24 protein-coding genes and 1 pseudogene are annotated in these 25,752 nt (G+C 61.6%); 18 read left to right on the top strand and 7 right to left on the bottom strand.

Features of this window, described 5'->3' with window-relative positions:
* The 5 genes from JS533_RS10175 to JS533_RS10155 all read left to right on the top strand — a co-directional run.
* Positions 1-643: LysR family transcriptional regulator substrate-binding protein (locus JS533_RS10175; RefSeq protein WP_241514315.1), on the top strand; the 643-nt coding region annotated here is incomplete at its 5' end.
* Between the two features lie 296 nt (positions 644-939).
* A complete protein-coding gene (locus JS533_RS10170) occupies positions 940-2,868 on the top strand; it encodes an ABC transporter ATP-binding protein (protein ID WP_241514313.1) in 1,929 nt (642 codons plus the stop codon).
* Positions 2,868-4,796: an ABC transporter ATP-binding protein gene (locus tag JS533_RS10165; protein WP_241514311.1), complete on the top strand. Its 1,929-nt coding sequence runs from the start codon at positions 2,868-2,870 to the stop codon at positions 4,794-4,796. Before JS533_RS10170 ends, JS533_RS10165 begins: the two co-directional genes overlap by 1 nt.
* Positions 4,796-6,103: a Wadjet anti-phage system protein JetD domain-containing protein gene (locus JS533_RS10160; protein ID WP_241514309.1), complete on the top strand. Its 1,308-nt coding sequence runs from the start codon at positions 4,796-4,798 to the stop codon at positions 6,101-6,103. Before JS533_RS10165 ends, JS533_RS10160 begins: the two co-directional genes overlap by 1 nt.
* Positions 6,033-7,634, top strand: a complete 1,602-nt coding sequence (locus JS533_RS10155; protein ID WP_241514307.1) for a helicase-related protein — start codon at positions 6,033-6,035, stop codon at positions 7,632-7,634. The genes JS533_RS10160 and JS533_RS10155 overlap by 71 nt, the downstream gene beginning before the upstream one ends.
* Positions 7,635-7,670: 36 nt before the next feature.
* Here JS533_RS10155 and JS533_RS10150 read toward each other — a convergent pair whose 3' ends face one another.
* The 4 genes from JS533_RS10150 to JS533_RS10135 all read right to left on the bottom strand — a co-directional run bounded on the left by JS533_RS10150 (position 7,671) and on the right by JS533_RS10135 (position 10,071).
* Positions 7,671-8,399, bottom strand: a complete 729-nt coding sequence (locus tag JS533_RS10150; protein WP_241514305.1) for an SOS response-associated peptidase — start codon at positions 8,397-8,399, stop codon at positions 7,671-7,673.
* A 44-nt stretch (positions 8,400-8,443) separates the two neighbouring features.
* Positions 8,444-8,941: a GNAT family N-acetyltransferase gene (locus tag JS533_RS10145; protein ID WP_241514303.1), complete on the bottom strand. Its 498-nt coding sequence runs from the start codon at positions 8,939-8,941 to the stop codon at positions 8,444-8,446.
* Positions 8,942-9,033: 92 nt separating this feature from the next.
* Complete coding sequence (locus JS533_RS10140; RefSeq protein ID WP_241514302.1) at positions 9,034-9,390, bottom strand: hypothetical protein; 357 nt, start codon at positions 9,388-9,390, stop codon at positions 9,034-9,036.
* 63 nt (positions 9,391-9,453) lie between these two features.
* Positions 9,454-10,071 (bottom strand): sugar O-acetyltransferase, encoded by a 618-nt coding sequence (locus JS533_RS10135; protein ID WP_274619237.1) that lies wholly within the window; start codon positions 10,069-10,071, stop codon positions 9,454-9,456.
* Between the two features lie 308 nt (positions 10,072-10,379).
* Here JS533_RS10135 and JS533_RS10130 point away from each other — a divergent pair, with 308 nt between their 5' ends.
* From JS533_RS10130 to JS533_RS10105, 6 genes are all read left to right on the top strand, one after another.
* Positions 10,380-11,099, top strand: a complete 720-nt coding sequence (locus JS533_RS10130) for a response regulator transcription factor (protein ID WP_241514300.1) — start codon at positions 10,380-10,382, stop codon at positions 11,097-11,099.
* The gene (locus JS533_RS10125) at positions 11,078-12,415 is read left to right on the top strand and encodes a sensor histidine kinase (RefSeq protein ID WP_241514299.1); all 1,338 of its coding nucleotides are present in this window, start codon (positions 11,078-11,080) and stop codon (positions 12,413-12,415) included. Before JS533_RS10130 ends, JS533_RS10125 begins: the two co-directional genes overlap by 22 nt.
* 507 nt (positions 12,416-12,922) lie before the next feature.
* On the top strand, positions 12,923-13,987 hold the full coding sequence (locus JS533_RS10120) for a glycosyltransferase family 2 protein (RefSeq protein WP_241514297.1): 1,065 nt from the start codon (positions 12,923-12,925) through the stop codon (positions 13,985-13,987).
* Between the two features lie 161 nt (positions 13,988-14,148).
* Positions 14,149-15,831 (top strand): glycosyltransferase family 39 protein, encoded by a 1,683-nt coding sequence (locus JS533_RS10115; RefSeq protein ID WP_241514295.1) that lies wholly within the window; start codon positions 14,149-14,151, stop codon positions 15,829-15,831.
* Between the two features lie 193 nt (positions 15,832-16,024).
* On the top strand, positions 16,025-16,546 hold the full coding sequence (locus JS533_RS10110; protein WP_241514293.1) for an ASCH domain-containing protein: 522 nt from the start codon (positions 16,025-16,027) through the stop codon (positions 16,544-16,546).
* Entirely contained in the window at positions 16,539-16,841 is a 303-nt protein-coding gene (locus JS533_RS10105) for a chorismate mutase (protein WP_241514291.1), read from the top strand. Before JS533_RS10110 ends, JS533_RS10105 begins: the two co-directional genes overlap by 8 nt.
* Here the strand turns inward: JS533_RS10105 and JS533_RS10100 are convergent.
* Entirely contained in the window at positions 16,838-17,842 is a 1,005-nt protein-coding gene (locus tag JS533_RS10100; protein ID WP_241514289.1) for a histidine kinase, read from the bottom strand. The genes JS533_RS10105 and JS533_RS10100 overlap by 4 nt on opposite strands.
* Before the next feature lie 119 nt (positions 17,843-17,961).
* Positions 17,962-18,648: a response regulator gene (locus JS533_RS10095; protein ID WP_241514288.1), complete on the bottom strand. Its 687-nt coding sequence runs from the start codon at positions 18,646-18,648 to the stop codon at positions 17,962-17,964.
* A gap of 242 nt (positions 18,649-18,890) precedes the next feature.
* Between JS533_RS10095 and JS533_RS10090 the strand changes: the two genes are divergently transcribed.
* The 7 genes and pseudogenes from JS533_RS10090 to JS533_RS10060 all read left to right on the top strand — a co-directional run bounded on the left by JS533_RS10090 (position 18,891) and on the right by JS533_RS10060 (position 23,655).
* Positions 18,891-19,301 (top strand): hypothetical protein, encoded by a 411-nt coding sequence (locus JS533_RS10090; RefSeq protein WP_241514287.1) that lies wholly within the window; start codon positions 18,891-18,893, stop codon positions 19,299-19,301.
* Positions 19,302-19,363: 62 nt separating this feature from the next.
* Entirely contained in the window at positions 19,364-20,185 is an 822-nt protein-coding gene (locus JS533_RS10085) for an efflux RND transporter periplasmic adaptor subunit (protein ID WP_241514318.1), read from the top strand.
* Positions 20,182-20,862 (top strand): ABC transporter ATP-binding protein, encoded by a 681-nt coding sequence (locus JS533_RS10080; RefSeq protein ID WP_241514286.1) that lies wholly within the window; start codon positions 20,182-20,184, stop codon positions 20,860-20,862. Before JS533_RS10085 ends, JS533_RS10080 begins: the two co-directional genes overlap by 4 nt.
* Positions 20,859-22,034: an ABC transporter permease gene (locus tag JS533_RS10075; protein WP_241514285.1), complete on the top strand. Its 1,176-nt coding sequence runs from the start codon at positions 20,859-20,861 to the stop codon at positions 22,032-22,034. The genes JS533_RS10080 and JS533_RS10075 overlap by 4 nt, the downstream gene beginning before the upstream one ends.
* A 259-nt stretch (positions 22,035-22,293) precedes the next feature.
* Positions 22,294-22,491 (top strand): annotated as a pseudogene (locus JS533_RS10070) (DUF4160 domain-containing protein); the annotation flags it as partial.
* Positions 22,492-22,506: 15 nt separating this feature from the next.
* Complete coding sequence (locus JS533_RS10065; protein ID WP_241514283.1) at positions 22,507-22,818, top strand: DUF2442 domain-containing protein; 312 nt, start codon at positions 22,507-22,509, stop codon at positions 22,816-22,818.
* Positions 22,819-22,974: 156 nt separating this feature from the next.
* Positions 22,975-23,655 (top strand): DUF3800 domain-containing protein, encoded by a 681-nt coding sequence (locus tag JS533_RS10060; protein ID WP_241514282.1) that lies wholly within the window; start codon positions 22,975-22,977, stop codon positions 23,653-23,655.
* 627 nt (positions 23,656-24,282) lie between these two features.
* Here the strand turns inward: JS533_RS10060 and JS533_RS10055 are convergent.
* The gene (locus tag JS533_RS10055) at positions 24,283-25,545 is read right to left on the bottom strand and encodes an MFS transporter (protein WP_241514317.1); all 1,263 of its coding nucleotides are present in this window, start codon (positions 25,543-25,545) and stop codon (positions 24,283-24,285) included.
* Between the last annotated feature and the right edge of the window lie 207 nt (positions 25,546-25,752).

The raw sequence follows: 25,752 nt of genomic DNA, 5'->3' as shown, positions 1-25,752 counted from the left end.
GTCCACCCAACACTACATGTTCGCCGTTGAGGCGTTCGTCGAGATGATCAACTCGATCAAGTCCGACGAATACGAGTTCACCATCCGCGAGACGCGCACCAAGGACATCATCAACCAGGTCGCCAACATGCTCTCCGAGATCGGCATCCTGTACCTGTCCGATTTCAACAAGGACGTGATCGGCAAGCTGCTGCGCGAAAAGCACCTCGAATTCCATCCGCTGTTCCGCGCGCCGCTGCACGTGTTCCTTGCACGCACCAACCCGTTGGCGACCAAGAAGAAGCTCACGATGGAGGATCTCAAGCCCTACCCGTTCATCCAGTACGAGCAGGGCGAGGACGGCAGCTTCTACTTCGCCGAGGAGGCCGTCTGGCCCGAGTACAACCCGAAGCAGATCAACGTGACCGACCGCGCCACGATCCTGAACTTCATCGTCGGCCTCAACGGCTACACGGTGTGCACCGGTATCGACAACGGCGACCTCAACAACGAGAAGATCGTCACCGTGCCGCTCGATTCGGACGAGACGATGCTCGTCGGCTGGATCACCAACGAGCGCGCGAAACTGTCGAAGGCGGCGGAGGACTACCTCGCCAAGCTCAAGTCCGTGGTCGCCAGCCACGGATACAAGCTGATCGACTGACGGCCGATCGGTCCGGCCAGGCGATGGCCGGACTTGCGGCTTACGTTGTGGATCGGTTTGGAATCGGCATGATTGCAGACGTCCGGCAACTGCGTATATGACATTGCGGCACTGTTCTATTCGGTTATGGAACTGTGCCGCGAGTGTCGTTATGACGGCTGATTACCGACCGTCGGCCGACATGTGGGATGCGGCGACGCACGCCGACCGGCGGTGTTGCTAGTCTTGTTTGCGTTCACAGGCGTTGGGCCCGGCATGGATGCACGGGCATCGCCACCAGCATGGAGGAACGGCAAGTGAAGACGGTACGAATACTGCTGCAACATGTCGGCGAATACAAACGGGATGCGATCCTGACGCCGATATGGATGATCGGCGAAGTGGCATGCGAGATGATCATCCCGCTGCTCATGGCCACGCTCATCGACCAAGGCGTCGAGCAAGGCGACATGGGCGTGATCTCACGCACGGCCGGGCTCATGGTGCTCATGGCCCTGTGCGGGCTCACGGTCGGATGCCTCGGATCGGTGTTCGGCTCGCGCGCCGCCACCGGCTTCGCGAAGAACCTCAGGCAGGACCAGTACGACAACATCCAGACGTTCTCGTTCTCGAACATCGACCGGTTCTCCACGCCGAGTCTCGTGACGCGCCTGACCACCGACGTGATGAACATCCAGAACGCGTTCATGATGATCCTGCGTATGGTGCCGCGCGCATTCTCGAGCCTGATCATCGCCATGTGCATGGCGTTCGTCGTCTCCGGTACGATGGCGCTGATCTACCTGGGCGCGGTCGTCATCCTCGGCACCATCCTCGGCATTCTCATGAACATCGCCGCGAAATACTTCCGCCAGGCGTTCCCCGAATATGACGCGATGAACGAGTCCGTCGAGGAGAACGTGACCGCCATGCGCGCGGTCAAGGCGTTCGCCCGCGAGCCCATGCAGACGCGCGTGTTCAAGGCCACGTCGAAACGCATCTACGATATCTTCCTCAAGGCCGAGCTCGTGCTCGCCGCCGTCGACCCGATCATCCAGACCACCGTATGGGGGTGTCTGCTGCTCATCAGCTGGGTCGGCTCGCATTTGATCGTGCAGAACCAGCTCACCACCGGCGACTTGACCAGCCTGCTCATGTACTGCATGAACATCCTCATGAGCCTGGTCATGCTGTCGATGACGATCGTGATGATCACCATGTCGTCCGCCAGCGCCCGCCGCATCGCCGAAGTGCTCGAAGAAAAGGACGACATGCCCGCGGCCGCGCATCCGGTCGAAACCGTGGCCGACGGCTCGATCGAATTCAGCCACGTCGACTTCGCCTACCCGGCGGTCAAACTGTCCGAAAACGATCCGGCCGCGAAGCGCCGCATCGAAGCGACCCGGCAGCTCATCGCGAAGGGTCCGGAAAACGTGCTCACCGACATCAACCTTACGATCCCGTCCGGCTCGGTCGTCGGCGTGATCGGCGGCACCGGCTCGTCCAAGACCACGCTCGTCAACCTCATCCCGCGTCTGTACGACGTGACCGGCGGCAGCCTCAAGGTCGGCGGCGTGGACGTGCGCGACTACGACCGTGAGACCCTGCGCGACAAGGTCGCCGTCGTCCTGCAGAACAACGTGCTGTTCTCCGGCACGATCCTGTCCAACATGCGCTGGGGCAACCCGGACGCGACCGTCGACGACTGCAGGCGCGTGTGCGCGATCGCCTGCGCCGACGAGTTCATCGACAAGATGCCCGACGGCTACGAGTCGAAGGTCGAACAGGGCGGCCAGAATTTCTCCGGCGGCCAGAAGCAGCGTCTGTGCATCGCACGTGCGCTGCTCAAGGATCCGAAGGTGCTGATCCTGGACGATTCGACGTCCGCGGTCGACACCGGCACCGATGCGAGGATCCGGCACGCGTTCGCCAGCCAGATGCCCGACGTGACGAAGATCATCATCGCGCAGCGCATCTCCAGCGTCCAGGACGCGGACATGATCGTCGTGCTCGACGATGGCCGGATCAGCGGCGTCGGCACGCACGACGAACTGCTGCGCACGAACGACATCTACCGCAGCATCGTCGAACTGCAGACGCAGGGCGGTGGCGACTTCGACGAGGAACAGTTCGCGCAGCTGTCGAACGTCGTCTCGGATGGCGTTGCGAACGCCGACGTGACGGACGGCGCTGTGACGGACGGCGTGCAGGAAAACGGCACGCACGATGACAAGGAGGTGTGCTGATGCCGGGACCAAGGGGCAATGCCGGCCGTATGGCGGCGGGCGCGAAGCAGGCACGAGAACTCGACCATCCGTTCCGCATCTTCATGCGGCTCATGCGATTCGTGTTCGGCATGTACGGCGTGCAGTACGGCATCGTGATCGCGCTGATCGTCGTCACGATCGTCGCGCAGGTGCGCGGCAACCTGTTCTTCCAGACGCTCATCGACAACTACATCACGCCGATGCTCGCGACGCACGACCACGATTTCGGCCCGCTGCTCGCCGCGATCGGCACGATGGCTGCGATCTACACGGCCGGCATCATCGCGAACGCGGTGAGCGCCGTGCTCAAGGCGTTCATCACGCAGGGTTTCATGCGCCGGCTGCGCGACCGCATGTTCGAACACATGCAGCGGCTGCCGCTCGGCTACTTCGACACGAACACGCGCGGCGACGTGATGAGCCTGTACACGAACGATATCGACACGCTGCGGCAGATGGTCTCGCAGTCCATCCCGCAGATCATCAACTCGGTGTTCAGCATCGTCATGATCCTGTTCAGCATGATCTACCTGAGCGTGCCGCTGACGGTCGTCGTGCTCGTCGTCTCCGGCGTGATGATCTGGATGACGAAGGTCATGACCGGCAAATCCGGCACGTACTTCTCCCGCCAGCAGAAGTCCGTCGGCGCGCTCAACGGCTACGTCGAGGAGATGATGAGCGGTCAGCGCGTGGTCAAGGTGTTCACGCACGAGGAGGCCGCCAAGGCCGACTTCCGCGAACGCAATAACGCCCTGTTCGACGCGTCCAACAAGGCGAACATGTTCTCCGGGTTCCTCGGGCCGATCAACAACCAGCTCGGCTACGTGGCGTACGTGCTGTGCGCGCTCGTCGGCGGCTGGCTCGCGGTCAATGGGGTGACCGGACTGACGCTGGGCGGACTGGTGAGCTTCCTGACGTTCGTCAAGAGCTTCACCATGCCGATCAGCCAGGTCAGCCAGCAGCTGAACTCGATCGTCATGGGTCTGGCCGGCGCGGACCGCATCTTCAAGCTGCTCGATCAGCAGGTCGAATCGGACGACGGCAGGACGACGCTGGTAAGCGTGCGTCGGGACGCGTCGAGCGGCAAGCTGACCGAGACGGCCGATCGCACCGACCGGTGGGGCTGGCGTGGCGCCGACGGCGGGATCGTGCCGATGCGCGGCGACATCCGGCTCGACCATGTCACGTTCAGCTACGTGCCCGGCAAGACGATCCTGCACGACATGACGATGTTCGCCAAGCCCGGGCAGAAGATCGCGCTCGTTGGCTCGACCGGCGCGGGCAAGACGACGATCACGAACCTCATCACCCGGTTCTACGACATCGACTCCGGCACGATCACGTACGACGGCATCAACATCGCCGATATCCACAAGGCCGACCTGCGCCGTTCGCTCGGCATGGTCCTGCAGGACACGCACCTGTTCTCCGGTTCGATCATGGAGAACATCCGGTTCGGGCGGCTCGACGCGACCGACGAGGAGGTGATCGCCGCGGCCAAGCTTGCCAACGCGCACACGTTCATCGAGAAGCTGCCGAACGGCTATGACACGCAGCTGACCGGCGACGGCGCCTCGCTGAGCCAGGGCCAGCGGCAGATGCTCGCGATCGCCCGCGCCGCCGTGGCCGACCCGCCCGCGCTGATTTTGGACGAGGCGACCTCGTCGATCGACACGCGCACCGAGTCGCTCGTGCAGGCCGGCATGGATGAGCTCATGAAGGGACGCACCACGTTCGTGATCGCGCACCGGCTGTCCACGATCCGCAACGCCGACTGCATCATGGTGATCGAAGCCGGACGCATCATCGAACGAGGCACCCACGACGAGCTCATCGCCCAGCAGGGCCGGTACTACACGCTGTATACCGGCCGTAGAGGAAGGCCAGCCGCGGACAAGGAACAGTAATGGCCGGAATGAAGGACGTCACGGCGATCGTCGGCGCAGTGGAACACCGCGTCGAAGCCGACATGTACCGCTGTGACCCGGCGTATCCGATCAGCGTAACGGTCGGCTTGCCCGGTCGCGACGCGTTGGAAACCAACGCCCTGACGGTGCATGCGAACAACAATGCGATCCGCGACTGGGCACATGCGCACGGCTGCCCGACGGTGACCAAAACGCGGGTGATCGGCACGAGCGTATCGTTGATCGACAAGATCATCGTCCCCGACGAACAGACGGCCCTGCGCATCGTCGGCCGCAGTCTTGCCGCACGGTATCGCCGGACCCGCGACCGGCACGCGCGGCTGCTCGCGGCGTTCGCGATCGAACCGGAGACGGCGATGCGCATCGCCTCGATGCTGCGCGACGAAACGGACGTGGACTTCGATCTGCTGATGCAGGTCGCCGCGTACGCGAAGACGCATGATACGGCCGGCATGACGCCGCGGCAGGTGCCGCTTGCCGGGTTCAGCGCCAAATGGCTCGACCGGAAGAAGACCAAACGGCGCAAGGCCGTGGAACTGTTGTGCGCTCGCGAACTGGGGTTGACGGAACGTCCGCGGGAACTGCGGTTCCGTCATCTCGACCCGGCGCGCGTGCATGAGCCGAATCTTGTGGCCGTGCGACCGTGGTCGGAAGGCGGCGCTCTTGGCATCCGGTACGTGGTGATCGTGGAGAACAAGGACACGTATCAGGCTATGCCGCCGATCGATCATGGACTGTGCGTATTCGGTTCGGGCAAGGCTGCGGCGGACGGCCTGACATTGCTGCCATGGCTGTTCGACGAACGCTCGGCCGGCATCGACGTGGTCTATTGGGGCGACATGGATGCGGCCGGGTTCGAGATCCTCTCGGACATCAGGCAGACCGGACTCGACTGCGCATCCATGTTCATGGATCGTGCGGCCTATGAACGGTACGGCCGTTACGGTACGAACTGCGATCAAAAAGACAAGCCGCTTGAGCGGCAGCAGCCGAAACCGCTGCCGGGACTGTACCCTGACGAACGCAGCCTGTACGAGTCTCTATGCACTGGTAAAGGCGTCGAATTCCTCCGTCTCGAACAGGAGCGTATCCCCATCGCCGATGCCGCCGCCGAACTGCAAGCCCGCGGTTTTCCGGTGAAATTCATGGAAGTCAACACGCGTAAGATGGTCTGCGACGATGATGTCTCGAAACGCACCGGAAAGGATACGATCGATGGGAAAGTCGGGGAAGCTCATCAAGGCGAGGAAAGCCGCACAAAAAGCGCAGCAGTCTACGGCACGTGATCTGATCGCCGTATCGCAGGCGGCGTCGGATCCGATCAACCATTATGCGGGCTTTCGTCACGGTCGGCGGCATTTCGTCTTACACGTCGGTCCTACGAATAGCGGGAAGACTCATGATGCGTTGCAGGCGCTGATGGACTTTGGTTCCGGCATCTATCTGGCACCATTGCGTCTGCTCGCACTGGAAACGGGGGAGCGTCTGCGTTCAGCCGGATTCGCGTGTGACATCATCACCGGCGAGGAACGGTCTCTCGAACGAGGAGCACGGTATTCGTCACGGACCATCGAAATGGTCGATCTGGACCATCCGTATGCGTGCGCGGTGATCGACGAAGCGCAGATGGTCGCCGACAGCAAGCGAGGCGGGGCATGGACACGTGCCATACTCGGCATCGACGCCGCAGAAGTGCATGTGTGCATGGCTCCCGAAGCAGTGGATATCGTAACGACGCTCATCGCCTTGTGCGGAGACGACATGCACATCGTCCGACATGAACGAATGACGCCGCTAAGCGTCGAACCGGAACCTTTGGACGGTGATTGCAAGCCGGGTGACGCACTGATTGCGTTCGATCGACAGGATGTGCTTGTCAGAGCGGCAAACATTGAGGAACGGGGCATTCCCACCGCCGTCGTCTATGGTGCGTTGCCGTGGCCTGCGCGCAGGGCCGAGGCGGAACGTTTTGCGTCTGGCGAGGCTAAGGTGTTGGTCGCCACTGATGCGGTGGGCATGGGACTCAACCTTCCGATACGTCGGGTGGTGTTCACTTCGGTCAGCAAATACGATGGAAGAAGAGAGCGCATGCTTACCGCGTTGGAGGTGCGTCAGATAGCAGGTCGGGCAGGACGTCTGGGTCTGTTCGATCATGGGTACGTCACTTCGACCTGCGACGAGAACGATTGGCTGAGGAACAGGATCGAAGCTGGTACGCCGTCAATCGCATCGGCGCGGTTGCCGTTCCCTCGCGAGTTGGGGAAAGACGCCGATGTCCCACTGAGCGTCGTGCTCAAGGCATGGTCGAAAGCTCCGCTTCGTTTCGACATGCTGTGCCGCGTCGATATGACTCGACCGATCACCATCGCATCCATGCTTGAACGGCAAGGTGCCGGAACGGGGAAAGGACGTGCCTCCAGTAGGGACACGCTGTTGAAAATGGCTTTTCTGCCTGTCGACGAAACCCGTGATCTTGATGAGGTAAGCGGTCTGTATCAGGGGTTGAAACGCAAACGACACCCCATGCTTCCGGGCGGTGAGATTTGGGAGCGACAATATGACCGTGAGGATCACGATCTGATGCGGCTTGAACGGATGGTACGGACGCTGGGTATCCGGTTCGCTTTTGCCCGAACGCTTGGCCTGATGGATGAGAGCATGGAAACCGCATTCATCGAGGAACGAATACGGTTGGAACGTCAGGTGATCGTCAAGGTCACTGGTCCGAAGGCGCCGCTGATAGAAGACCGTCTTACAACGGATTTCTTGGATGCGGAAGGGAATGACGGACGTGCTACCGGTGTCTGGAGATTCTGATGGTCATGTGAAGTGTATGGCAGTACTTGCGAATGATCAAAACAGCAACGCCGGGGTACCGGTGTTCCGGCTGATGGGACGGATAAGCTTCGGGTCGTTATTGTGGACGGTTTCCGCTGGATCCGGCAGGGGAGCGACTTCGTGGAATCGTAGCGAACGGGACAGTTCCGTTCCTTGCTTGCGCAGGTCGTCCAGCATGTCGGTGCAATCAGATGACCGATCCAGCCACGGGCCGACGAAATCGTCCGGCACCAGCAATGGCATGCGGTCATGCACGCTGGCTGGGCCGTCCGTCGCCGGACAGGTGACGATGGTGGCGGTCAGCAGCCACGGGGCACCCAGCGAGCGCCGCCACCATGAGAAGAGACCGGCCATATACAGTGCGTGGTCGTCGTCGGCATGGAAGTAGAAGGGGCGTCCGTTGGTGCCGCCCTTCCACTCGTAGTAGCCGTTGGCGGGGATGAGAGCGCGCATCGAACGGGCCGATGCGGCGAACGTCGGCTTGGAGGCGATGGATTCGACTCGCGCGTTGTACGTCGGGTAGGGGAGTACGTCGGTACGGCTCCAAGCGGGGACGAGCGACCATCGCGCGCCGGCAAGATGCCGTGCTCCGTCCCGGCCTTGCGCAACGACTGCGATCGTATGCCCGGGTGCCATGTTGTAGGACGGCTCAGGCAGATCATCGCGATCTATGTTGTCGTCGGCTATGTCAAGGCCGGCCGCCAGCGCCTCCCAGTCAAGGTCCAGCACGAATCTTCTGCACATGATGTTGTAGTGTAGGCACGCCGACGCCCACGCCGGGCCGGCAGTCAGTAGTTGATCATTTCGAGTTCCGGCCCCATGTCCTCGGTTTGGGTGCGGCCGGTTTCATGGAAGCCGATATGCCGGTAGAAGCCTTGCGCGTTCGTGTTGAATCCAACGACCCACAGGGCGAGCCGGTCGTTGCCGATGGCCTGTTTGCCGGCCTCCACAAGCGCGCGGCCGACCCCGTGCCGATGATGGTCGTTCAGCACGTATAACGACGCCAGCTCAGCTGTTCCGGGTCGGTCGATCGGCGGGCGCGGCGTGCGCAACAGTTCGGCGAATCCGATCACCTTATCGTCGTCCAAGGCGACCAAAGTGACCTGATCGGGATCCTTCACGAACGTCTCGGTGAGCTTGAGCGCGAACTGCGGCGTGATCAAGTCCACGATCCGCTGGTCGATCTTCCCTTGGTTCAACTCGCGCCATGTGCGCGACTGCACGGCCGCCTTCTGCTCATACCATTGTGGTTCGATCGGTGCGATAAGAATACCCATACGTGACATGATAAACAGGCGCTCGCGATCCGTGCCCTTTTGTCAGCCCCGTGTCGTCTTTGGACGGCATGATGTCCGATCGGTTGTCATGATCGTGCCGATCAGCCGCCGAACTGGATGAGGATGGTCAGCGTGGCGAAGAACATGGGTGGCAGCGAGGCCAGAAGCGTGGCAGTCGTCACCAGTCCTTGCATGATAGCGAAGAGGACGTGCGTCTTGCGCTCCACTTGGGTGAGTGCCAGGATGCCTACGACGATCCACATCGCGTAGCCGGTCAGACATGATGCGGCCATGACCATGACTCCCGTCATCGTGTCGCAGTGCGGTTTCGTCAGGTCGCAGGACAGCGGCACCCCAGAGAACAGGTTCTCAAGGGGCCTGTCCGCGACCCACGACAGTGCCATCGGTGACAGGCAGATGAACCCCAGCCACCAGAGCGTACGCCTGATCGATCGCATCCTCGAATCCTTGCCCACGAGTCCCATTGTAGGAGATCCGAACGGTCCTGCCTGTGAAGCGGTTCACTCCCACACGTCGAGGCGACGGTCCTTGTAGAAGAACTCGCGGTCCTTCTCGCCGATCTCGCGCACGACCTTGCACGGCACGCCGTAGGCGACCGTGTTCGCGGGGATGTCGTGGCTGACGACCGAACCGGCGCCGATCACGCAGTTGTCGCCGATAGTCACGCCCGGCAGGATGGTCACGTTCGCGCCGACCCACACGTTGCGTCCGATCGTGACCGGAATGCAGTACACGTAGTGATGCTCGCGCAGCACCGGCAGCACCGGGTGACCGGCGGTGGCGATGACCACGTTCGGCCCGAACATGCAGTAGTCGCCGATGGTGATGTCGGCATCATCCACGCAGGTGAAGTTCACGTTGCAGTACACGCCTTTGCCCATGTGCACGTGCGCGAAACCCCAGTTCGCATGCGCCGGCGTCTCGACGTGGCAGCCGTCGCCGATCTCGGCGAACATCGACTTGAGGAGCCGCTGTTTGCCTTCCGCGTCGGTGGGGTGCGTCCGGTTGAACTCCCAGAGCTTCTCCTGGCATTCGAGCTGGCCGTCCATGATGTTCGGGTCGTCGTAGTGATACGGCAATTGTTCGGTACGACGCTGTGCGTTGGTGAGTTCGGCCATGATGATAATCCTCGTTGAAAACGGTAGTGATTCCAGTAATGTTTGCGATAACAATTATATGCCATGCAGCATGGTTCGCATGGTGATGTCATACGTTTTGATCGTGCGATCGTCCGCGTTCGCGCATTTGACCGCCCCGCACGGAACGGGGGAGCCGTCGCCGCTTCGCCAGAATGATGCCGTTGTGTCGGCGCCGTCGACGGTTGATCTTGCGCAACGTCGAATACGTCTGAAACGATGATCCGCACGACGCTGGGCGTCGCCGTCGTTATGATGTCTTCGAGCCGTTCTGTTTCGAGGTGGTGCGTATGTATGACGGGGAGCGTTTCAGCGTTGCGGTGGTGGACAACGACCAGTTGACGTTGCGGATGCTGACGCTGCTGATACGCCGCGAACTGCCCCAGTCCACCGTGGTCTGGACGTGCCGCCGCGGACAGGATGCGGTCGAGCGTTGCCTAGCGTCCGTCTCCCGGCCGGACGTGCTGCTGGTGGACATGTCGCTGGAGGGTATGGGCGGCGTGGAGGTGTGCCGGCGGGTGCGTGCGGCGACGGCTGGCGTCGCGTTGATCGGCGTCACGTCGTTCTCGCTGGAGCATTACGCCGCCGACGCCCTGGCTGCGGGCGCGCAGTGCGTGATGGACAAGGCGCGGGTGAAGGACATCTGCGATGCGGCGGTCGCATTGGCCAACGGTCGGATGCCGAGGACCCGGTACGTGTCCGATCTGACCGCGGTGCAGTCGCATGTGCTGCTTGCGGCGAAGGCTGGATCCGGTGCCGACGATGAGACTGTGACCCGGCCAGACGCGGCTGCGGACGTTGCGGCATCGGGTGCGGTGACGGCGTCGTTGACGGAACGCGAGCGCGAGGTCATGCGCTTGTGCGCCGAGGGAAGGAGTTCGCAGGAGATCGGCATGATGCTGGGGATCGGCGCATCGTCGGTGAAGACGTATGTGATGCGCGCGGCGCGCAAGTTGGGCGCGAGGAACCGGACGCAGGCGGTGGCCGCATGGCTGATGTTGCAGAACTGATCGCGAGCATGAGCACGGGATTGGACAAGTGCCGCAAGATCGCAGTGGAGCGGGTCTTCCGTCCTCGAAACATCATGGCGTTCATCGCCGTGGTCGCCGCCGGGCTGACCATAGCGGAGATGGCGATATACCCCGCGCAACTGCTTGCCACGACGGTGCTGTCGGTCGTGCATGTGGCGTGCGTGCTGGCGATGCCGTGGAAGCCGCGGCCGATGGCCATGGCGGTGGCGGTCACGTTCATGGCGTGCTGCCTGCTGCCGGATACGGGCGGGTCGAGTCTGCTGTTCGGCACGTTTCTGGCCGTGGCCGTGCTCGGCCTGTACGCGAAGTCGTGGACCGGCTGGCTGTGGCCGATCGTCATCTGCGTGGTGCGGTGGACGAAGTTCGTCGCCGACGGCATCGGCGTGGACGGATACGCGACGCTGCTGATGGTGTTCGTCGGACTGTATGCGGTCGGACGCACGCTGTCGTGGCGGGATGCGGCCGGCCGGGCGGAACGAGACCGCCTGCGCTACGAGCAGGCGCGGCAACGGTTGGAATCGATGCGACGCGACCAGTTGGCAGCGAGCAGGATCCACGACGCGGTCACGAACAATCTCGCATACATGGCCATGCGCTTGGACTACGAACGCTCGCGCGAGACCGATACCGAGCGCATCGCGATGCTCGACGATCTGCACCGACGTGCGATCGACACGCTCGGCGAGGTGCGCACGGTCATCGACATGCTTGATGGCGATGATACGGGTGACGGCAATGTCGCGGATGGGAACGGCGGCAGGAACTTTGACAGGAACTCTGACGAGAATGCCGCCAACACGGACGTGAACATTGGCGACAATGCTGCCGGTGACACCGTCAATACTGTCGACAGTGCCCGTCCCGATTCGTTCGCGGAACGGATCCGCAATGAGATGACACGGGGCGACCAGTATCTTGCCCGACTGGGATTCTCCGGTGATTCGACGCTGGTCGATGTGCGCCTGCTGATCGACGATCCACTGCCTGATGGCCGCGCCGAACGATTGGACGAGGTCGTCGCGCTGCTGCGCGAACTGTACACCAACATCGCCGTGCACGGCGATCGTGCCGGAACCTACAAAGTGGTCGTGCGTCGCAACGTCGATACGCTGATCGTCGATCAGGTCAACGACATCGCCACGCATTCCCCGCTGCCCGACAAGCCGCATTCCGGCAAAGGCCTGTCCCTGCACCGCGATCGCTTCGCCACGCTCGGCGGCACGATCCACACGTCCGCCGAGGACGGCACCTGGATCCTCCACGCGACGATGCCGCTTGCGAAACATGCTGCCTAGCCGTCCGCTCACCGATCCGGTCCCATGTCGTCTTTGGCTGACGTGCTTCCCTTGCGATTGGCATACTGCTGCGATTCGCGTCATGATGTCTGTCATGCGATCGCTTGACACGATGTTGCGTGAATGACGCCGACGCTTTTATCAATGGATCGTGACAGGTTTGACCGCGCACGTTCGGTGCCGGCCGACGGGACAGGCCGGTGCCTGAAGCGGTTCGTCGGGAGGACATATGAAACCAGCTTGCATTTGAAATCTCCCCCTACCGATTGCGTTGCACCCCTGAACGGCGGTCAGGGTATCCCCGGCGCGTAATCAGGGACGATACAGGCACGTTCCCCGTCCAATGAACGCACACTGGAATCGTACGGCACAGGGCTCGTACGACGGTTCGCATAGTCGCGAATCGTCAGGGGAGAAGGGACATGGATCATGGTCTATAGACGGAAGCGTTCGCCACGCAGACACACCGCATGCACTTCCACAGCGCGCTCACATCATATCGCGGCGATGGCCGAAACCGGCACGCGCACGCATGTCGAGCGGCAGACCGCCACGCTGTCCATCGTCGTGCCCTGCCATAACGAGGAGGCGTGCCTGCCGTTGTTCCTGTCGCACGTCGCGCGGGCCGTCGGCGAGATCACCGAAACGTATCCGGAAACGACGGTCGAGCTCGTGTTGGTCGACGACGGGTCCACGGACGGCACGGCGACGCTGTTGCGGAAGGCCGGCGACGATCATGGTTTCCCGTTCGTGATTCGCTGGCTTTCGCTGTCCCGCAACTTCGGCAAGGAAGGCGCGCTGCTGGCCGGGCTCGATGCCGCAGACGGCGACATCGTGGCGGTGATGGACGCCGATCTGCAGGATCCGCCCGCGCTGCTGCCGCGCATGTTCGCGATGCTGCGCGACGATCCGACGCTCGACTGCGTGGCGACGCGACGCACGACCCGTGCCGGAGAGCCGCCGATCCGATCCGCGTGCGCGCATATGTTCTATCGGCTGATGAACGTCATGTCGCCGGTCGACGTGCCCGACGGGGCGCGCGACTTTCGCATGATGCGCCGCCGGGTCACCGACGCGCTGACGTCGCTGACCGAACGCAACCGGTTCTCCAAGGGACTGTACGCGTGGGTGGGTTTCCGCACGGCGTGGATCGACTATCCGAACACGCGTCGCGTCGCGGGCAAAACCAACTGGAACTTTTTCGAGTTGACCCGTTACGCGATCGAAGGACTGATCTCATGCTCCACGCTGCCGCTATCCGTGGCCTCGTGGATCGGACTGCTATTGTGCGGCATCGCGTTCGGCGCGACCTGCTTCATCGCAGTGCGCGCGGCCATGTTCGGCGATCCAGTGGCAGGCTGGCCGTCGCTCGCATGCATCGTCACGTTCATCGGCGGATTGCAGCTGATGTGCCTGGGCGTCATCGGCCAGTATCTGGCGAACACGTATCTCGAATCCAAACGCCGGCCGAACTACATCATCCGCGACGGCAACATCGACGATGGCGCTCGCGATACTGGCGATGCCGGCGATATTCGACCGGTCGGCTGCCATGCGACAGGAGGACGCTGACTATGGTGACGGTTGATCGCAAAACCGGTATGCACGACGGACATGCCGTCGGCCGCAGTCGCGACGATGACGCCCTGCCCTCCGCGCCATCGTTGCCTCCCGTCGTATTCCCCGTGCTGACTGTGTGCTGTGCACTGTCGACGGCCGTACTCAGTTGGCTGATGGGACGGAACCAATCGTTGTGGTTCGACGAACAGTATTCGCTGATGCTGGCAAGCCAGCCCGTGCCGCGACTGATCGCGCTCACCGCCGTCGACGCGCATCCGCCGCTGTACTATCTGCTGCTCAAGGCATGGACGCTTGCCGTAGGCGATGACGTTGCGCTACTGCGGATACCTAACTGCGTGTGCCTTGGACTCGCCGTGGGACTGCTGGTCATGCTGATGCGCGACCTGTGCGGCGCGCGTGTGGCGATGGCGTGCATGCCGGTGCTGATGTGCGGCGGATTCATGCTGCGCTACGGCTACGAGCTGCGCATGTATTCGCCGGCGATGCTCTTGGCCGTGGGCGGCACGATGCTGCTGTTGCGTGCGGTCGGCGTGATCGGGGCGCGCGATTGCCGTCGCCTCCGCGAAGATGCGCAGGATGATGGTCGGAGTGATGTCGGAGGGCATGATGGTGACGGATATGATGACCGACATGGCCGTTGTCGTGACGATGACCGTCGTCGCATCGCCTGGTGGGCTGCGTATGCCGTGACCGTCACGCTCGGCATGCTGACGCTGTATCTCACCGCGTTCGTCTGGCTGACGCATGCGATCTGGCTTGCCGTGCGATCATGGCGCATGCGGCGTCTGTCCTCGTGGCGGTGGCTATTAGCGTGGCGATGGCTGTTCGCCTATATGGCGTCGATCGACCTGTTCCTGCCATGGATGCCGACGTTCCTGAGTCAGCTCGACAATTCCGTGCTGCCGCCGGTACGCCGACGCACGAACATGTCCGGCGTGGCGAACGCGGTCGACGTCATGCTGCTCGGCATGACGGAAACGGAACTGCCGTCGATCGTCTCGCTGCTGGTCGGCGTCACGATGACGCTGATCGTCGGCATCCTCATCGCGGAACGTCTGTGCGCGCGGACGCGGACCCTACCGCAACCGTCGACATCGCAGCCGCCTGCGTCCTCGCTGTACACGTCGTCATCGCGACAGTCCACGTCTCCGCAACCCGCGTCGCAACAGCGCGTATTCTCACGGCAACCCGTCGCGGCCGCATGGCTGATCGTCATGCTCGCCGTCGTGCCGGCGGCATTGCTGATGCTATGGTCCGCCGTCAAGGAACTGTCCAGCGGCGGTTACGGTATGTTCTCCGTACGGTATCTCAGTATCATCGCACCGTTCGTCTACGCCACGATCGTGCTGGCGTGCGTCGTCGCGTACCGGATGCGCGGACGCCGCGCGCTGATTATCTACGCTGTGGCGCTCGCGATACTGGTTGCGGGCACGATCGTGTACGGCGTACGTGGCAACCACAGTTTCGACCGCAACGATACGCCCGGATCAGCCGCACTGAGCCGACAGGTCGTCTGCTCCGCCGAGCAGCCGGTCGTCGCGCAGGACGAGTACACGTACGTCGACGCATACTGGTACTACCGCGACTGCCCGTACTACTACTTCCTCGACGCGAACGACGCGCCCACGCGCGGCGGATACGCGCCGCTGCACGGTTCCACCGCACAGCTGAGAACCATCGACGATCTCGACGCCGAACGGTTCACTCTGCTGTCATGGTCCACGACGCGCAACTACGACAAACGGCTCGGCGATGCGTCGAGTCGGTGGGTGCAGACCGGCGTCATCAAACGCGACGCGAACGCGGCCGTCTCGTATCGCCGTTATTTTCGTTGATCGGTACCTCGGAAATCGTTGATGGGTTTCAAGAATCCTCCAACGACGGTACGGGGAATCTGAGCTATGATGCCGTCGGTCAGGGCTGACTGTTCGCGAATTACGTCGTCTTTGGATGACAGATGTTCCGCTTGATCGGCACAGCAGTTACGATCGGCATCAGTGTTGTCAAATACGAGTGGGGGAGTCGACGGTGAATGACGATATAGCAACGGCGCAATCGGGACCAGAGACACAGGAGCTTGCAGCTCTGCCGAAGGCGGAGTTCATGATGCCCGGTCCGGAGCGTGACCGGCTGGTTCGGTTGATTCTCGATGGCATGAAAACCGCGACCTCCGCATTGCTGCTTGACTATACGTCATGCGGCGAGCCACTGCCACGTGTCGGTGACCGATCCGTATTGGTCGACTCCAACGGGCAGGGCGTGGCGGTGTTGGCCACCACCGATATCGCCGTGACCCGCTTGGGCGACGTGACCGACCGGCAGGCGCTGAGCGAGGGCGAAGGCGATACGACCGCGGCGCAATGGCGGCGCACGCACGAGACGTTCTGGAACTCCGACGAATACCGCGCCGGATTCGCCGACCCGACGTTTCCGATCGATGACGATACGCTTGTCGTTTTGGAGCACTTCAGGGTGACGGAACGATTCGAAGTGGCGGAACAACGCATGGATGTCACGAACACGGATGAAAGGGATGCTGAACATGACTGACGAACCAGCGGAAATACGCGCCTGTGAAAGCTTGGAGGAGGTGCGGGCCAATATCGATCGCATCGACGCCCGGCTGGTTGCGTTGATCGCCGAGCGTGGAGCCTACGTGGCGCAGGCCGCACAGTTCAAGAACAGTGCGGACGACGTCAAGGCGCCCCAACGCGTGGAGGCGGTCATCGCCAAAGTGCGCGGATTGGCTGAACAATCCCATGCGGATCCGGAGCTGGTCGAAGCCGTCTGGCGTACGATGATCGCACATTTCACCGCCGCGGAGATGAAGGATTTCGCACGCTAAAGGCGCCGGCATAATGGGAAGGTTATTTCCGCGCTCCAGATGCCGGAGTCGTCGGTGACGGCGAAGGTTCCGGATACGGATTCGATGATGGCTCGGTAGCGTTCGAGTCCGCTGCCGAGCCCAAGCTGTATACCGGCGTCCTTCAACGCATCGCTCGCCGAGACGATGACGTGCCGCTGGTCGAAGGAGACCGTAACGGCATACCAGACATTGGGATCGGCGTGTTTGGCGATGTTCGCGTACAGTTCGTTGAGCATCCCTTCGAGAAGATCGAGGACATCGTCTGTCAGCGGCTGATCGAATGTTCCGAGGATGTCGTCGCCTTGGAATCCCAGGCTTTTAAGGCGTTGGCGTTGCGATTGGATGATGTCGTCGAGTCGTTTTCGCTGCTGTTCCACCTGCTTGTCGGTCTCGCCGTCTGATTGGACGATGTGTGTGCTTGGTCCGTCGGTGTGTTCGAGTTGCCGTATCGCCTGGTGGGTGTGGTCAAGCGCCGTTGCGGCGATGGCGCGCAGATCTGCGAGCTGCCGCTGGTATTGGTTCTGATCGAAGGGTGGGTCGCGGTGACTGGCTTGGTCAATGCGCAGGATCATGTAGGCGAGGTCGTTGCTGATGGTGTCGTGCAGATGCCGTGCCGTATGTTCGCGGTCGAGTCGTTGTTTGAGCGCCGCGGCCGCCTGTCGTCGGGCGAGCAGCAGGTTGAGCCCGAATCCCAGCGACAGCGGACACAGGCATATGATGATCATGCCGACGATGTTCGACGCGGTGAGGTTATTCTGCATGTTGTTCGCGGTGAGAGCGACGAAGGCAATCACTGCGGAGCCGGCTCCAGCGTGAGGCTTGACGAACGAGAGCACGGCGATGGCCGTCAGTGTGGCGATCATGATGGTCGTCAATGGTGAGAATAGCCAAAGCAACGCGTATCCAGCCACCGCGAACAGCAGGCAGGACACCCATACCGGTGCCACTCCAAGCATGGCGCACAGGGCGGAGACGAGCATCGATATGCGTATGGTCGACCATGACAGCAAATTCTGGGATGAGTATATGCCCATCTCTACGGGTATCGCCACGGCTAGAACCAGGCCGATCGCCAGTATGACCGGGTGGCGTAGGCGGGTCAGAGCAGATCGTATCGGGCGCATATGGAGAGGGCCTCCTTGCGATTGGCGGCATGGAGTTTACGGCATGCCCGGTTGACGTAGGTGAACACGCTGCCCTTGCCCACATTCAGGAGCGCGGCTATCTCGTCGGTGGATGATCCGCGCGCGTAGAGTCGCAGCACGTCCCGTTCCCTTGAAGAGAGTGATGGTTTGTCGGATTCCAGCAGCCGGTCTCCGGCAGCATGTGCATCGTTGAGTTTTCGATTGGCGTCCTGCGCGGTGGGGAATCCGCTGCCGAGGATGGGATTGCCTTGGGCCGCATACCGTATGGCCTGCGGAAGTTCCTTGACGATGCCGTCTTTGGCTATCAGGCATTGCGCGCCGGCTTCGATCGCGTCTCGGCGGTACAGGTCAAGGTCGTAGGAGGTGACGCACACCATTCCGATCGCCGGGGTGCGCCGGCGGATTCTCTTGCAGATGTCCGCGCCGGTGATGCCGCCCAATGCCATGTCGATGACCAGCACGTCGGGTTGCGTGACATGGGTCATGCAGCGTTGCAATGCCACGGCTGGCGACGTGGTGCTCCAGATGACATGGAACTGCGGGGAAAGACGACTTGTCATCATGGCTATGGCGTTGAGGGCGAGGGAATCATTGTCCAGTACCCCGATGGAGATGGTCTGTGAACCCGGCATGTCGTTCATGTCATCCAATCGTACGAGTGTTCCACGGTCTTCGCTGTATCGTTGTCATGCGCGCGCATGACAGTCTTTTGGTTTCGGATCGCCGCTTGTGGGCTAATGGTGGGTGACAGTCACGCGATCGATGAAGGAGTATGATGATGAAACCGTGGATGCGATGCAGAGCCGTCGCTCTGATTGCGGCGATGCTGTTGTTGTCCGGTTGCGGAACGTCTCCGACCGGCGATGCCGCGAACAATGGCGGCATGCTGACCTGGCAGCAGGCGAATGAGGAATACAGGGCGACGGTCGAGGATTTTCCCTTCGAGCTGATGAACGGTGACAAGTTTCCCGAACACATGCCCAAGGCGCAGGCTGCATCTTCGCTGTATACCAAGGGCAGCGGGGAAGGACAGGCGTACTTCTACTGGCAGTGCTCGGTGGAACGCAACATACTCGACAACAGCCAGACCAACACCGAACAGGCCGGCAAATCTCTCCTGCAGCTGCGCAAACTGTTGGACGCCGACTGGTTCAAGACCTACTACGAGGACAGGGACGGCACGTTCGAAAACGACGTGATCGGCAAGTCCGAACTCGGCGACTATTCGACCATGCGGGAGTTCTACGACTCGGACTGTACGTGGTACCGGCAAGAGAACGGACTGTCGCAATGAACGCCGTGAACGCATCCAAGCGCGTACTGGCGTGTGTGATGGCCATGATGATATGCGTGTCCATGACGGCGTGCTCGCCGCAGTCATCGTCGGCCGATACAACTTCCACGGCGAGCGGCGCGACATCCACGGTTGAGGTGCGTAAAGGTGGTATTACGCCGTTGGTCTCCTCATCCACCAGCGTGCAACTGGCCTCCCTGTTCGCACTCACGGCTCCGGTGAAAGGCTGGTTCCACGCCACGGCCGATCAGGGGACATACGTGCATGCGGGAGACCAATTGGGAGTCATCGACAACCAATCTGTCACCACCCCGGTCGACGGTGTGATCGAGTCGGTTACGCAGGACAACGACGTGGCCGAGCATTACCCGCTGTTCTCGATACGATACGGCGGCATGAGCGCCGAAGTGGACGCGACCGCGATGCTGACGATCATCGGTTCGGACCAACGGCTTGCCGGCAGGTTCCAGATCACCGATGCGCAGGGGCCGACGGACTGTGCGGCGATCGTGGACGATGGTGCCGTTATGCCGGCTTCATCCGAGCAGGACACGGCTGGATCATCGGCAGGCCCCCAGGGCGCGGAATCGACGCGAACGCTGCAATGTCTGTTCCCAAAGGATGTGCAGGCACGCCCTGGCCAGAACGCCGTCGTGGTGCTGACCGCACCCACCATCGAGGACGCGCTGATCCTGCCCGTCACCGCGGTGGCCGGCAGACTTGGTTCCGGTCAGGTCAGCAAACGTGATGGCGACTCGTTCACTACCGTGAACGTGAAACTGGGCGCTTCAGACGGCACCTCAATCATCATCCTCGACGGTCTCAAGGAAGGCGACACGGTGGCCTCAACGGCCCCGAACCTCGCACCCGGAGCACAATCATGAAGACGCCCCTCATCCAATTGGACCATCTGAACGCCGAAGTGCGACTGCCCGACGGCGACCATCTGACGACGGTAAACGACGTTAGCGCGTCCTTCGAACGCGGCACGTCCACCGCCATCGTAGGGAAATCAGGATCCGGCAAAACCAGCCTCGCATCCATCATCGGACTGCTCAACACCGACTACACGGGAACCCTCTCCTATGACGGACGGGACTGCGGCGCATGGAACGACGCCAACAGGTCACGCTTTCGCTGCCGACATGTCGGCTTCGTGTTCCAGAACTACTCCCTCATACCGCACCTGAACGCATGGGAAAACGTGGGTCTCCCATTGCAATACCGTGGCGGGGTGCCCATGAGAACCGTCAGAAGACGCGCCTGCCGCATGCTGCATGCCGTCGGTCTTGCGGATCGCGCGGACAGCATGCCGTCACGCCTGTCGGGAGGCGAACAGCAGCGAGTGGCCATCGCCCGCGCGCTGGTCGCCGATCCAGACTTGCTGATCTGCGACGAGCCGACCGGCGCGCTCGACACCGAAACCGGCGACATGGTCGCCGCCATGCTGTTCCGACAGGTCCGAGAGCAAGGTGTGACGCTCATCCTCGTCACACACGATCCGCAGCTCGCCGCCCGATGCGAGCACCAGCTGACGATAGACAGGGGACACTTGTCATGATCCGCATCATCGCCAAAGACCTGCGCATCAACCCGCTGCGCACCGGTCTCACCGCCCTGTCGATGTTCATCGGCATCATCGCGCTCATCGCTGGCGTCCTTGTCGGCACACTCGGCCGCGACTATTTGGAATCGATCAACGCGCGGCTCAGCGGCAAGACTCCCACTTACAGTGCCATCGTCGACGCGGCATCATTGGCTGATCCGCAAGCCACCGCCGCCTTGCAGCAACGACTCGCAAGTTTCGGACCGGGCGTAGCGTCGGCGCAATACCATCTCAACGACCTTGCCATATGGGCGCTATCCGGCGACGGCGACGACGCTTCGGGGATACGACACATCACCGTTATCGTTACCGATGCCGCTCGAACGGGAGTCATGCCCGCCCCCATCATTACGGGCACTTGGCTGACTGAAGCGGCCGAACCCGCCACACTGGAAACCGTCGTCAACGAAAACGCCCGACAGTACGTGCATGACGGCACCATCACGCTCGCCCGGACCGGGAACCCGCAACAGGTCCCCGCACGGGTAAACGGCGTCATCGCCGACGGAGCGGACGAACCCGTCATCTACGTCAACGCGGCCACATTGCAACGCTACTGGCCGCAGGCATGGGAACCGGACGGACTGACCGTACTCGTCCACCTCAGCGACGGAACGGACGGACAACAAACCAAAAACGCATTGAACGACCTGCTGTTCGATACCGGCATCGGCAGCGTATCGACATGGAACCGCACCGATAACGCCGACGAGTACGAGCAGGTCATCGGATTCCTTCAATTCGGCGTCATCATCACCGCGGTGCTGCTGCTGTCGGTATCCGCAATCGGCATGATCAACATCGGATTGGCCGGCATCGAGCAACGCTCACGCGAACTGCTCATCCGCCGCGCGCTGGGCGCCACCAGAACCAGCATAGCCATCCAGGTCATCGGCTCATCGGTGCTGCTCAGCCTGATCATCGCCCTTGCCACGGTGCTCTTCTCCGCAGTGTTGGTCTGGGCGATTCCATGGATATTGCCAGTCGACTCACCGCTTGAACCACCGGCATACCCGTACACAGCGGCGATGGTCGCAGTGCTCGCATCCGTCGCTACATCGCTGATCGGATCCCTCGCCCCGGCCATCAAAGCCATACGGCTGCAACCCGCGTTGGCATTGCGATGAATTCGCCGCACAGGCATAGGGGGCTCCTTCTGGGTTGCGCTCTGTAGGAGACGCGGAAGGCTGATTGAATCCTGTCGTGGTTGTGCGACACCTGACTATGGGTCTGTGATCGCTGGCGATGGTGCTCCTGGCTGCGGGAATATACTCGGAATAGAGCCTTCCTCGTGCATGTGAGATATCGGAATGGAGGTGGGCATGCCGGAGTTGAGCAGGTTCTTTGGAATCATCGTTCGCATGATGTGATGAAAGCGAGCATCATAAGCCTCACGTCCATGTGTACTACGGTGATTTCAAGACCTCCACCGGCATCGACGGTGAGCTGCTGGCCGGCTCCCTTCCCGCCAAGCAGTACAAACTGGTGGCCGCATGGCTGGTCCTGCATGAGGATGAACTCTACAAAGCGTGGAACGAGGCCGTGTCCGGTCGACCGTTCGACCGTATCAAGCCGCTTTCGTGAGGGAAGGAGCCTGTCATGTTTGAAGTGAACGGCATCCTGTATGCGAATGAGCCCGTTCGGGAGCTGGCAATCCGCTCGGCCCGCGTCACCGGCGACCGCATCATGCTGGTGACGTTCTCCACCGGCGAGACGCGCCTGTGCGACTTCACCGAGATGTACGACGATGTTCCTGCCTTCGCCCCGTTGCAGGACGAGAGCACGTTCGAGGACTTCCGTATTGATCACGGAGTTTTGACTTGGTGCGATGGTGACATTGACATCTCGCCCACGTACTTGTATGAGCACTCATACGAATACGCCGCCCACGGCGAACTGGTTTCAGCCTGATGCCGAATAGCAACTAATTTCTGTGATGCGATGCTTGCATGTTGCTGCGCGCTCTAGCATAATGAACTTTGCTTTGTCCCGTAAGGGCGAGGCTCCAAGTCGCCGGGGGTATTCCCCCGGCATCTCTTTCTCCCACCGTCTTGACGGGGGATTCGGTTGAGCGAGTTGAGCGTCTTTGTGGATGAGTCCGGTGAGTGGGGCAAACTGTCCGAATACTATCTCATCACGTTGGTGTTCCATGTACAGTCCGAGCCTATAACAGAGCATATCGAAAAGTATGAGCGTCATCTGATCGATTCGGGTCTTCCGGATATTCCATTCCATGCCGGACCGTTGTTCAATGGGCATGACGACTACGAGAACGTTTCTCTCGCGGATCGCAAGCGGCTGTTCTTCGCGTTCTTCACACTCGCCCGCAATCTGCCGTTCCGCTATGTGACATTCGCACACCGCAAAAGCCTGTTCGACGGCAGCAGGACCCGGTTCGAGGCGCAGCTCAAGCGAGACCTGGCGGACTTCTTCCTGTCTCATCTTGACGAGTTCCAGTCGTACGAGACGATCAAGGTCTACTACGACAATGGCCAACAAATCGTCACGAACGCGTTGAAAGGCTCCATCGGCTATGCGCTGTCCAAAGAAGCCGTCGTGTATCGGGACTCACAGCCCAAGGATTACCGTCTTGAGCAAACGGCGGATCTGATGTGTACCATCGAACTGACCGCGTTGAAATTCGACGCGAGCGAGGACACTGCCACCGACCGGAAGATGTTCAAGGACCGACATGACTTCCGTAAGAACTATCTCAAAGTCATGCGGCGCAAGCAATTCCGCATATAAAGAAGACAAACCCGGCGTGGCGAGTTTGCCAGCATCTTCGCCGACATGCGCGGCCGGGTTATGCCGTTGCGGCTTGTGCGTCAGATTGGTTGGGTCACGGGATGGCGTTTTGGTTGAAACTTCCATCTCGTGATTAGTGTGCTGCGCACACGATGGTGTTTTCACTTTGTACGACCATCCCGTGCGTGTGATAAGGGGTGTTCGGCAGGTATTTCGCGGTCACGGGATGGCATTTTGACGTGAATTTCCATCGCGTGATGGAGCGGTTGCGCACGGGATAGCAAACGAGAACGTAATTCCATCGCGTGACCGTGGCCGGGGTATCGTACGAGTATTTGGCGGTCACGGGATGGAATATTCGGGGTGAAATGCCATCGCGTGACTGATCTGCCTCGCACGCGATGGCATTATCGCCGTATATGCCATCCCGTGACCGGGTTCAGGGGAGACGGAGGTCATTCGAGAGCATGGAAGCATCTCGAACCGGCCTCCAGCTCCATGCAAACACCCGAAGAACGATAAACGCGGATCCCATGTTTGCTGAAACGTAAGCCTTGCCCGCTGAACCGTGCCGCCGGCGTGAAGGTCGAAGAAGCCCCAGTCTCACGCCGGCCGCCGCATGTGTGCCTACAGTTCGGCCTGCTCCCACCGGCTGGGCAACGGGATGTGCCGGGTCGAGGTCGTGCAGGCGAGCGCCAACCCGGCCGCGGCGCAGACGACGACCAGGATCATGACCGCGCGGAAACCGAGTCCCGGGGTTTGCAACAGCCAGCCGACCAACGCCGGGGTGAGCGCGCCGGGCACGCCGATCGTGGTTTCGAACACGGTGGAGACACGGCCCTGCATCTCGTCCGGCGTGCGGCCGTAGATGAAGCCGAGTTCGCCCGCGTTCAGCGCGGGGAACAGCAGTGACGTGGCGCTCATGCATGCAACGATCACCGTGTACGAGCTGGTGAGGGTGAGCGGGATCATCGCCGCCGTGAGTACCGCGAAGGTGAGGATGATGAGCCGGCCGGTTGGGATGTGGCCGACCAGCCATCCGGCGGCGAGCGATCCGATGAGCGCTGCGATGCCGGTGAACGTGTTGATCAGTCCGATGAGCGCGGGGTCGGTGCCGCGTTCGGCGAGCATGATCTGCACGCCGATGATGCTGCCGTAGCAGGCCACGTTGACGGTCGCGCCCTGCGCGATGGCCGCGAGGATCGTGCGTCGGGTCAGCGTCCACCGCCAGCCTTCGGCGAACTGTGTGAGGAACGACGGGACGGTATCCTGCGCGTTGTCCGTTGCTGTAGTTGCCGCCGTTGTCGTTTCCATAGTCGCATGGACATCGGTTCGTTTCGGCAGTGCGAGCGCCGTGACGGTGGCGATGGCGTACAGGATGGCGGAGGCGAGGAAAGGGCACCATCCGGCGAGCCGGTACAGCAGTCCGCCGACCGCGCCGCCGGACAGCTCCACGCAGGATTCGCGCGCCTCGCGGATGGCCTGCGCCTTGGCGAAACGATCCATCGGCACGATCGATTTGAGCATCGCGTCGTTGGACGGTCCGAGCAGTCCGTTCATCACCGCGAATGCCGTGACCATCACGGCGAACAGGGGAGCGGACATCATGCCGGCGGCGAGCGGTATCGTCACCGCAACGGACAACGCCGTGCCGATGATGCCGAGCAGGATCATGAGCCGACGACGGTCGTGCCGGTCGGCGATCGCCCCGCCGATGGACATCAGGACCAGCCCGATGGCGGATTCGACGGTGATCAGCAGACCGGCGACGAACGGGGATCCGGATACGGCCAGTCCGACCAGTGGTATGGCGAACGTGCGCAGACTGACCGCGAACACGTCGGCAGTGTCGGCGGCAAACCAGTTGCGGTAGGCTCGAACGCGCCACAATGACCGGGACGATTTCGCCACACCGGCCTGATGCTGATGGCGTTCGCCGGATCTTGCTGTAGGAGACTCGGTAGGGGAGTTGAAGTGGCCTGATTTTTGTTCCGTCTCTGCTATGAGACGGCTTGTGCCATCTGCTTTTGATAATACTCGTTCTCGACCTGTTCCGGTGTCCTGTAGCCCAGGGAGGCGTGCAGTCGCTTCGAGTTG

Origin of the sequence: Bifidobacterium amazonense (assembly GCF_018555435.2) — a bacterium.
Lineage (GTDB): Bacteria > Actinomycetota > Actinomycetes > Actinomycetales > Bifidobacteriaceae > Bifidobacterium > Bifidobacterium amazonense.
The sequence above is the reverse complement of the archived record's forward strand: the minus strand, read 5'-3'. Positions and strand labels throughout refer to the sequence as shown.

Bases quoted from the DNA above. Each gene is read 5' to 3' on its own strand.
- JS533_RS10165 (WP_241514311.1), top strand. From the start codon at position 2,868: ATGCCGGGACCAAGGGGCAATGCCGGCCGTATGGCGGCGGGCGCGAAG.
- JS533_RS10145 (WP_241514303.1), bottom strand. From the start codon at position 8,941: ATGTCACGTATGGGTATTCTTATCGCACCGATCGAACCACAATGGTAT.
- JS533_RS10115 (WP_241514295.1), top strand. From the start codon at position 14,149: ATGGGACGGAACCAATCGTTGTGGTTCGACGAACAGTATTCGCTGATG.
- JS533_RS10080 (WP_241514286.1), top strand. From the start codon at position 20,182: ATGAAGACGCCCCTCATCCAATTGGACCATCTGAACGCCGAAGTGCGA.
- JS533_RS10120 (WP_241514297.1), top strand. From the start codon at position 12,923: ATGGCCGAAACCGGCACGCGCACGCATGTCGAGCGGCAGACCGCCACG.
- JS533_RS10095 (WP_241514288.1), bottom strand. From the start codon at position 18,648: ATGAACGACATGCCGGGTTCACAGACCATCTCCATCGGGGTACTGGAC.
- JS533_RS10125 (WP_241514299.1), top strand. From the start codon at position 11,078: ATGGCTGATGTTGCAGAACTGATCGCGAGCATGAGCACGGGATTGGAC.
- JS533_RS10085 (WP_241514318.1), top strand. From the start codon at position 19,364: ATGACGGCGTGCTCGCCGCAGTCATCGTCGGCCGATACAACTTCCACG.
- JS533_RS10160 (WP_241514309.1), top strand. From the start codon at position 4,796: ATGGCCGGAATGAAGGACGTCACGGCGATCGTCGGCGCAGTGGAACAC.
- JS533_RS10075 (WP_241514285.1), top strand. From the start codon at position 20,859: ATGATCCGCATCATCGCCAAAGACCTGCGCATCAACCCGCTGCGCACC.
- JS533_RS10150 (WP_241514305.1), bottom strand. From the start codon at position 8,399: ATGTGCAGAAGATTCGTGCTGGACCTTGACTGGGAGGCGCTGGCGGCC.
- JS533_RS10100 (WP_241514289.1), bottom strand. From the start codon at position 17,842: ATGCTCGTCTCCGCCCTGTGCGCCATGCTTGGAGTGGCACCGGTATGG.
- JS533_RS10090 (WP_241514287.1), top strand. From the start codon at position 18,891: ATGCTGACCTGGCAGCAGGCGAATGAGGAATACAGGGCGACGGTCGAG.
- JS533_RS10065 (WP_241514283.1), top strand. From the start codon at position 22,507: ATGTTTGAAGTGAACGGCATCCTGTATGCGAATGAGCCCGTTCGGGAG.
- JS533_RS10130 (WP_241514300.1), top strand. From the start codon at position 10,380: ATGTATGACGGGGAGCGTTTCAGCGTTGCGGTGGTGGACAACGACCAG.
- JS533_RS10155 (WP_241514307.1), top strand. From the start codon at position 6,033: ATGGGAAAGTCGGGGAAGCTCATCAAGGCGAGGAAAGCCGCACAAAAA.
- JS533_RS10140 (WP_241514302.1), bottom strand. From the start codon at position 9,390: ATGCGATCGATCAGGCGTACGCTCTGGTGGCTGGGGTTCATCTGCCTG.
- JS533_RS10105 (WP_241514291.1), top strand. From the start codon at position 16,539: ATGACTGACGAACCAGCGGAAATACGCGCCTGTGAAAGCTTGGAGGAG.
- JS533_RS10135 (WP_274619237.1), bottom strand. From the start codon at position 10,071: ATGGCCGAACTCACCAACGCACAGCGTCGTACCGAACAATTGCCGTAT.